Annotated in this window: 6 protein-coding genes; 3 read left to right on the top strand and 3 right to left on the bottom strand. The window is 69.9% G+C overall.

The window, feature by feature from the left end:
* Positions 1-407 precede the first annotated feature (407 nt).
* The 3 genes from modA to X946_RS12935 are packed head-to-tail and all read left to right on the top strand — an operon-like array spanning position 408 to position 2,607.
* On the top strand, positions 408-1,217 hold the full coding sequence (gene modA, locus X946_RS12945) for a molybdate ABC transporter substrate-binding protein (protein ID WP_038748130.1): 810 nt from the start codon (positions 408-410) through the stop codon (positions 1,215-1,217).
* Between the two features lie 12 nt (positions 1,218-1,229).
* On the top strand, positions 1,230-1,904 hold the full coding sequence (gene modB / locus X946_RS12940) for a molybdate ABC transporter permease subunit (protein ID WP_038748128.1): 675 nt from the start codon (positions 1,230-1,232) through the stop codon (positions 1,902-1,904).
* A 1-nt stretch (position 1,905) separates the two neighbouring features.
* The gene (locus tag X946_RS12935; RefSeq protein ID WP_038748126.1) at positions 1,906-2,607 is read left to right on the top strand and encodes an ATP-binding cassette domain-containing protein; all 702 of its coding nucleotides are present in this window, start codon (positions 1,906-1,908) and stop codon (positions 2,605-2,607) included.
* Positions 2,608-2,932: 325 nt separating this feature from the next.
* On the opposite strand, the gene X946_RS12930 is transcribed toward X946_RS12935, so the two are convergent.
* From X946_RS12930 to X946_RS12920, 3 genes are all read right to left on the bottom strand, one after another.
* On the bottom strand, positions 2,933-3,781 hold the full coding sequence (locus X946_RS12930) for a TOBE domain-containing protein (protein WP_038748124.1): 849 nt from the start codon (positions 3,779-3,781) through the stop codon (positions 2,933-2,935).
* 34 nt (positions 3,782-3,815) lie between these two features.
* Positions 3,816-5,711, bottom strand: a complete 1,896-nt coding sequence (locus tag X946_RS12925) for a CHAD domain-containing protein (RefSeq protein ID WP_038748122.1) — start codon at positions 5,709-5,711, stop codon at positions 3,816-3,818.
* Between the two features lie 213 nt (positions 5,712-5,924).
* Complete coding sequence (locus X946_RS12920; protein ID WP_038748120.1) at positions 5,925-6,308, bottom strand: tautomerase family protein; 384 nt, start codon at positions 6,306-6,308, stop codon at positions 5,925-5,927.
* Positions 6,309-6,339 lie beyond the last annotated feature (31 nt).

The raw sequence follows: 6,339 nt of genomic DNA, 5'->3' as shown, positions 1-6,339 counted from the left end.
CCGGTTCGCCGGTTCGCCGGTTCGCCGGTTCGCCGGTTCGCCGGTTCGCCGGTTCGCCGGTTCGCCGGTTCGCCGGTTCGCCGGTTCGCCGGTTTGCCGGTTTGCCGGTTTGCCGGTTTGCCGGTTTGCCGGCTTGTCGATCTATTGATCTGGCGACGGTTAATCGGTTTATCAGTCAACCGATCTACCACTCAACAGCCGACCACTTCTCAGCTTCTCAGCTTTTCCGCATCTGCGCTGCACCACCGTTCCACCGCGGATCGCACCATCCCCGCCTTTTCCCGCCCCAGCCGCGCCGCCCGCCGCACTGCGGCGTCATGCAGCACCGGCACAGTTCGGAAATCCAATCCGTTATAACCTCGCGTATATTACGATTACGGTTTCCGCCCACGTCAGTGTTTCCCGCCATGTCCGCTCCCGCCCGCTCCGCCCGCCGTCTGTTCCTGCGTCTCGTCACGCTGTCCGCGCTCGCCGCCGGTTTCGCCGCGCCGGCCGCGCATGCCGCCGACGAACTCGTCGTGTCGGCCGCGGCAAGCCTCACCAACGCGTTCAAGGCGGTCGGCGACGCATACGAAAAGCAGCATCCGGGTACGAAGATCCTGTTCAACTTCGGCGCGTCCGACGTGCTGATGCAGCAGATCGCGAAGGGCGCGCCGGCCGACGTGTTCGCATCGGCCGACCAGAAAGCGATGGATCGCGCGATCGCCGAACACGTGATCGCCGACGGCACGCGCCGCGATTTCGCCGCGAACTCGCTCGTGCTGATCGTGCCCGCCGACAGCCGCGCGACGTTCGGCTCGCTGCGCGACCTGACGTCGCCCGCCGTGAAGCGCGTCGCGTTCGGCGATCCGGCGTCGGTGCCCGTCGGCCGCTACACCGAGGGCGCGCTGAAGGCGGCCGGCGTCTGGAGCGACGTCAGCGCGAAGGGCGTGCTCGCCGCGAACGTGCGCCAAAGCCTCGACTACGTCGCGCGCGGCGAAGTCGACGCGGGCTTCGTGTTCGGCACCGATGCGGCCGTGATGCCCGAGCGCGTGAAAGTCGCGTTGACCGTCCCGACGCAAACGCCGATCACCTATCCGATCGCCGTCGTCAAGGACAGCCGGCACGCGGGCGCCGCGCAGGGCTTCGTCGCGTTCGTGCTGTCGCCTGCGGGCCAGGCCGTGCTCGCGAAATACGGCTTCAAGCCGGCCGCGAACGCGACGAGCGCCGCGAACTGATCGGGACGCGCGATGCACGACGCCTGGGTTCCGCTGCTGTTGTCGCTGAAGGTGGCCGGCTGGGCGACGGCGCTCGATCTCGTGCTCGGCGTCGCGACCGGCTACGCGCTCGCGCGCTGGCGCTCGGGCGCGCGCGACGTGATCGATTCGCTGCTGACGCTGCCGCTCGTGCTCCCGCCGACGGTGCTCGGCTATTACCTGCTCGTGCTGCTCGGCCGGCGCGGCATGTTCGGCGCGTGGCTCGACGAGCTCGGCATCCAGCTCGTGTTCACGTGGCAAGGCGCGGTAATCGCGTCGATGGTGGTCGCGTTTCCGTTGATCCTGAAGTCCGCGCGCGCCGCTTTCGAAGCGGTCGATCCGCAGCTCGAACGCGCGGCGCGCACGCTCGGCATCAGCGAAGCCGGGATTTTCTTTCGCGTGACGCTGCCGCTCGCCGCGCGCGGCATTCTCGCGGGTGCGCTGCTCGCGTTCGCGCGCGCGCTCGGCGAATTCGGCGCGACGCTGATGATCGCGGGCAACCTGCCCGGACGCACGCAGACGCTGTCGGTCGCCGTCTACGCGGCCGTTCAGGCGGGCGACGACGCCACCGCGAACTTCCTTGTGCTCGTCACGTCGGCGACCTGCGTGCTGATCCTTCTCGTCGCGGGGCGGCTCGTGCCGCAGCGCGCGCTCGTCGGAGCACGGTGAGATGAGCCTCGTCGTCGACATCCGCAAGACGCTCGTCACGCCGGAGCGGCGTTTCACGCTCGATGTGTCGTTCGCGTCGACCGCGCAGCGCATCGTGCTGTTCGGGCCGTCCGGCGCAGGTAAGAGCCTCACGCTGCAAGCGATCGCCGGTCTGCTCGCGCCCGACCAAGGCACGATCTCGATCGGCGGCGACACCTTGTTCGATGATGCGCGCGGCATCGACGTGCCGACGCAGGCGCGCCGCGTAGCGTACCTGTTCCAGGACTACGCGCTCTTCCCGCATCTGAACGTCCGGCAGAATCTCGCGTTCGGCCTGAAACGCGGCTGGCGCAATCCGCGCGCGAAGGAGCTGCCCGACGACGCCGCGTACTGGCTGCGCGCGTTCGAGCTCGAAGCGCTCGCCGGGCACTATCCGGCGCAGTTGTCGGGCGGGCAGAAGCAGCGCGTCGCGCTCGCGCGCGCGCTGATCGCGCAGCCGCGGATACTGTTGCTCGACGAGCCGTTCTCGGCGCTCGACGTCGCGATGCGCCAGCGGATGCGCCGCGAACTGACCGACTTGCAGATGAGGCTCGACATTCCGATGGTGCTGATCACGCACGATCCCGACGACGTCGCCGCGTTCGGCGATCAGGTCGTGCGGCTTCAGGAGGGCCGCGTGCTGCCCGACACGCCGATCGCCGAATGGGTGACGAGCGTTCGGTGACGGGATCGGCTCGCACCTTCCGCGCGGGCGCCGTTCACCGTTCCCCACTTGCCGCTCGCCGAGCCCGGACGCGATTGCTCATCACGCGGTCCGACAACCCGGCTCACGCCCATCGTCAGCCGCCGCGATCTTTCAGCAACGCCAGCCATCCAACAGAATTTAGCGACGTTCTTGACGCCTTCTCTCACGAAAACTCAGGATCGCGCATTCGCTCGCCGATCGAACCGGCGGGCGGACGGACGCAAAAAAAGCCGGCACCACGCCGGCTTGGCTTCGTACCGCCGCCCGCGCCGCCGAGTCCCGCTCGGCAGGCGCGGCCGCGACATCATCCGTTGACCGCCAGAATCACGCTCGACGCCTTGAACGCCGCCACCGCGTTCACGCCCTTCGCGAGCCCGAGCGCATCGACGCTGTCGTTCGTGACGATCGCGGCGAGCGTCATGCCGCCGTCGAGCGCAAGCGCCACTTCGCTATTTACAGCACCGCGCGTGACCGCCTCGACGACGCCGCGCAACTGGTTGCGCGCCGACAACTTGAGCGGCGCGCCGTCTTCGACCGCGAGCACGATCCACGACGCCTTCACGAGCGCGCACGCGTCGACGCCCGGCTCGAGCCCCAGTTCCTGCGTGCTCTCGTGCGTCACCACCGCCGCGATCGTGTGCTCGCCCGGCAGCGCGAGCACCACTTCGTCGTTCACCGCGCCATGCTTGACCGCCAGCACCTTGCCGAACAGTTGGTTGCGTGCGCTCGTCTTCATGCCGATTCTCCCGATAAGTTCCCAATTGACCTCGAAGCCTTCGACCGCCGCGCTCGCCGCGTCGATGAAGCGTCGATGCTCGCGCTCGATCGCGCGAAACGCCGCGATCAGCGCCGTTGCGCGCGGCGTGAGCGTCGTGCCGCCGCCGCCCTTGCCGCCTGTCGAGCGCAGCACGAGCGGCTCGCCCGCAAGGTTGTTCATCGTGTCGATCGCGTCCCACGCGCCCTTGTAGCTCAGGCCGACCGCCTTCGCCGCGCGCGTGATCGAGCCGGTTTCGCCGATCGCGGCGAGCAGCGCGATGCGCGCCGCGCCGCCGAGCGTCTCGGCGCCCGCACGCAGCCACAGCTCGCCGCGCAGCGCGAGCGGCTCGCGCGCGGCGCGCGCATCGAAACGGGAAGAGGACGAATCGGCGGTCATCGACGCAGCCAAACAGGACGAACGGCCATTATAGTCACGCCTTTCTGCCGCCGATCCTCGGCGGCCGCAATCCGCGCAGCATCTGCTCGGCCGCCTCCGCCGTGTAGCGCTGCGCCGCCGCGCCGTAGCCGCGCGCGAAACCGAGCTGATACGGCGGCGCGGACAGTTGCTCGAGACAGCGCAGCGCGACGGCCGCGTCGTTCGCGTCGCCGAGCGCGTTCTGCACGCGCGCGAGCAGCCGCACCGTGTCCACGCGCGTGCGGCGCGACGCGAGCGACGAAAAGAATTCCAATGCGTAGCGCAGCCGCTTCGCGTCGATCCGCACGCGGTGGCGCGCGGCGGCGTCGAGCGTCGTCAGCCGCCCCGAGCCGTAAAGATGGCCGAACAGCCGGCTCACGCGCTTCGCCGCGTGCCGCTTGAGCGACGGGGCCTTGCCGCGCGCCGGATCGTCCCGCGTGAGCGGCAGCAGGCTCAGCCATTCGAGCCACGCGAACACGAGCCGCGCATAGCGCGCGGTGCCGAGCGCCTGCCGCAGCTCGACGTGCGCCGCGTCGCGCTGCGCGCGGGCCGCATCGAGCGTGCCCGCCCACGTCGCGTCCTCGCCGTGCGCTGCGGCGAGCGCGGGCAGCGTCGACGTCATGCAGACGTCCCAGTCGCGCACCGCGCCGAGCATCGCGGCGATCCAGCGAAGGTCGCCCGAGAACGCGTCCTTCCAGGCAGTGTCCGCGTAGCGCGGGAAGAGTCGCGCGAGCGTGCGCAGCCGGCGCAGCGCGACGCGCATCTGATGTACGTATTCCGGATCGGCTCCGCCGCGCACGCCGGCCTCGTTGCCGAGCCACTGCCCGGTCACGCTGCAGCCGAGCGTGAAAAACGCCGCGCGCTGCGTGCGCGTGTTCGACAAATCGGCCGATTGCGCCTTCATCGGCGCCCCGATTGCGTCCGGCGCCTCGCCCGCGCACGCGCGATCGAGGACGCTCGTCAGCGACAGCGACGCCGGCCACGCGCCGCTCAGCTCGCGGGCCGCGCGAAAGAGCGCGCGCAGCGCGGCGGCGCGCGCGTCGGGTTCGTCCGCATCGGCGGCGGCGAGACGCAATTCGCACACGCGCAGCGGCGCGGCGCGGGTGGCGGCGGACGACGCGGCAGCCGACGAAGCGGCGGCGGCCGGCGCGAACGTGACGTCGTCGAGCGTCAGTTCGACTTCGATGCCGTCGGTGTCGAGCCATCGTCCGCGCCGGCGTTCGGCGACGAAACCATAGGCCGGCTGGCCGGCAGCCTGCGATTCGGGACCCGCCGCGCCGGCGGCGGCAGGAGCGGCAGGCGAGGCGGAATCGGCCGACGGAAGCGCGGAGCCGGTCGGCGCGGAGGCGGCGGATAGAACGCGTGCGCTCGCATCGGTTGCGACTGAGGAATCGGAAGAAGCGCGCGTGCTTGTCAAAGCTTGCGCCGCCGCCCGCGCGACAGCCGTCTTCGACGTCCGGCCGTGCGAACGCCGTGCGTCGCTCGCCGCGGCCATCGAATCGGGCAAATCGGGTAAATGGGGTGAATCGGATGCGGACGCAGCCGCCGTCGCCGGGCGCTCCGCCACGATCGCCATCGCGACGCGCACGCCGCCGCGATCGCCGTCGAAGCGCTCGCGCACCATCACGCCGGGCACGAACGGGTGACTGCGCGACGCGAGCGCGCGCCGCGCCTGCGCGGTCGTCTCGATCCAGGCCTGCCAGCGGCCGCCGTCGTCGGGCTCCGCTTCGGCGAATCGGCACGGCTCGATCGTCACGCGCTCGTGCCCGCGACGCATCTTCACCGGCGGACAGATCCGCCATGCCCGCGCGAGTTCCGCGCCGAGGTCGCGCGACGCGCGCGCCCGCGATCCGCGCCCGGCCTGCCAGCCCTGCAACGGAAAGTCCAACACGATTTCCAGAACGCGCGCCATGGAAGCTCCGGCGTAGGTCGGGCCGCCCGCTGCCGCCGCGCACGCGTCGACGGACCCGACGTTCTCCATAGTACACGGCCCTTTTTACGGCCAGTGAGGCGGAACGCCGCGCGCAAGCTCCGCGCATCGTGCGCGCCCCCGCGCACCGCGCCTCGGCTTGCGATGCCGGCCGCTCGGCCTTCAGCCGTCCGACCGGCGCGGCTGCGCCGAGTTTCAGCTCACGTACTGCGCAATGCCGTTGCCGAACGACCAATCCTCCTTCAGCACCTCGACGAGACTAATGAACACGTCTTCGCGGCGCAAGCCCGGACGTTCGGCGAGATGCTCGGCGATCAACCGGTACAGTTCGCGCTTCTGCTCGAGCGTGCGCGTGTTGTTCGCGGTGATCTGGATCATCACCAGATCGTCGCTGCGCGCGATCCCGAGATAGTCGCGGCCATAAAAGAAATTATCGGCGCTGTATTCGGTCACGGTCATGAAAATATCGTCGGCGGGCACGTCGAACGCGCGCTGCAACGCACGGTGAATGCCCTCCGACAGCGCCCGTCGGTATTCGGCGGGCTTGCCTTCGCGCAATGCGATACGGGTGAACGGCATCGTGTTTCTCCTCACGGGTTGGGACACGCAT

Source organism: Burkholderia sp. ABCPW 111 (assembly GCF_000773065.1).
Taxonomy (GTDB): domain Bacteria; phylum Pseudomonadota; class Gammaproteobacteria; order Burkholderiales; family Burkholderiaceae; genus Burkholderia; species Burkholderia savannae.
This window is presented reverse-complemented; position numbering and strand designations above follow the sequence as displayed.

Bases quoted from the DNA above. Each gene is read 5' to 3' on its own strand.
- modA (WP_038748130.1), top strand. From the start codon at position 408: ATGTCCGCTCCCGCCCGCTCCGCCCGCCGTCTGTTCCTGCGTCTCGTC.
- modB (WP_038748128.1), top strand. From the start codon at position 1,230: ATGCACGACGCCTGGGTTCCGCTGCTGTTGTCGCTGAAGGTGGCCGGC.
- X946_RS12935 (WP_038748126.1), top strand. From the start codon at position 1,906: ATGAGCCTCGTCGTCGACATCCGCAAGACGCTCGTCACGCCGGAGCGG.
- X946_RS12930 (WP_038748124.1), bottom strand. From the start codon at position 3,781: ATGACCGCCGATTCGTCCTCTTCCCGTTTCGATGCGCGCGCCGCGCGC.
- X946_RS12925 (WP_038748122.1), bottom strand. From the start codon at position 5,711: ATGGCGCGCGTTCTGGAAATCGTGTTGGACTTTCCGTTGCAGGGCTGG.
- X946_RS12920 (WP_038748120.1), bottom strand. From the start codon at position 6,308: ATGCCGTTCACCCGTATCGCATTGCGCGAAGGCAAGCCCGCCGAATAC.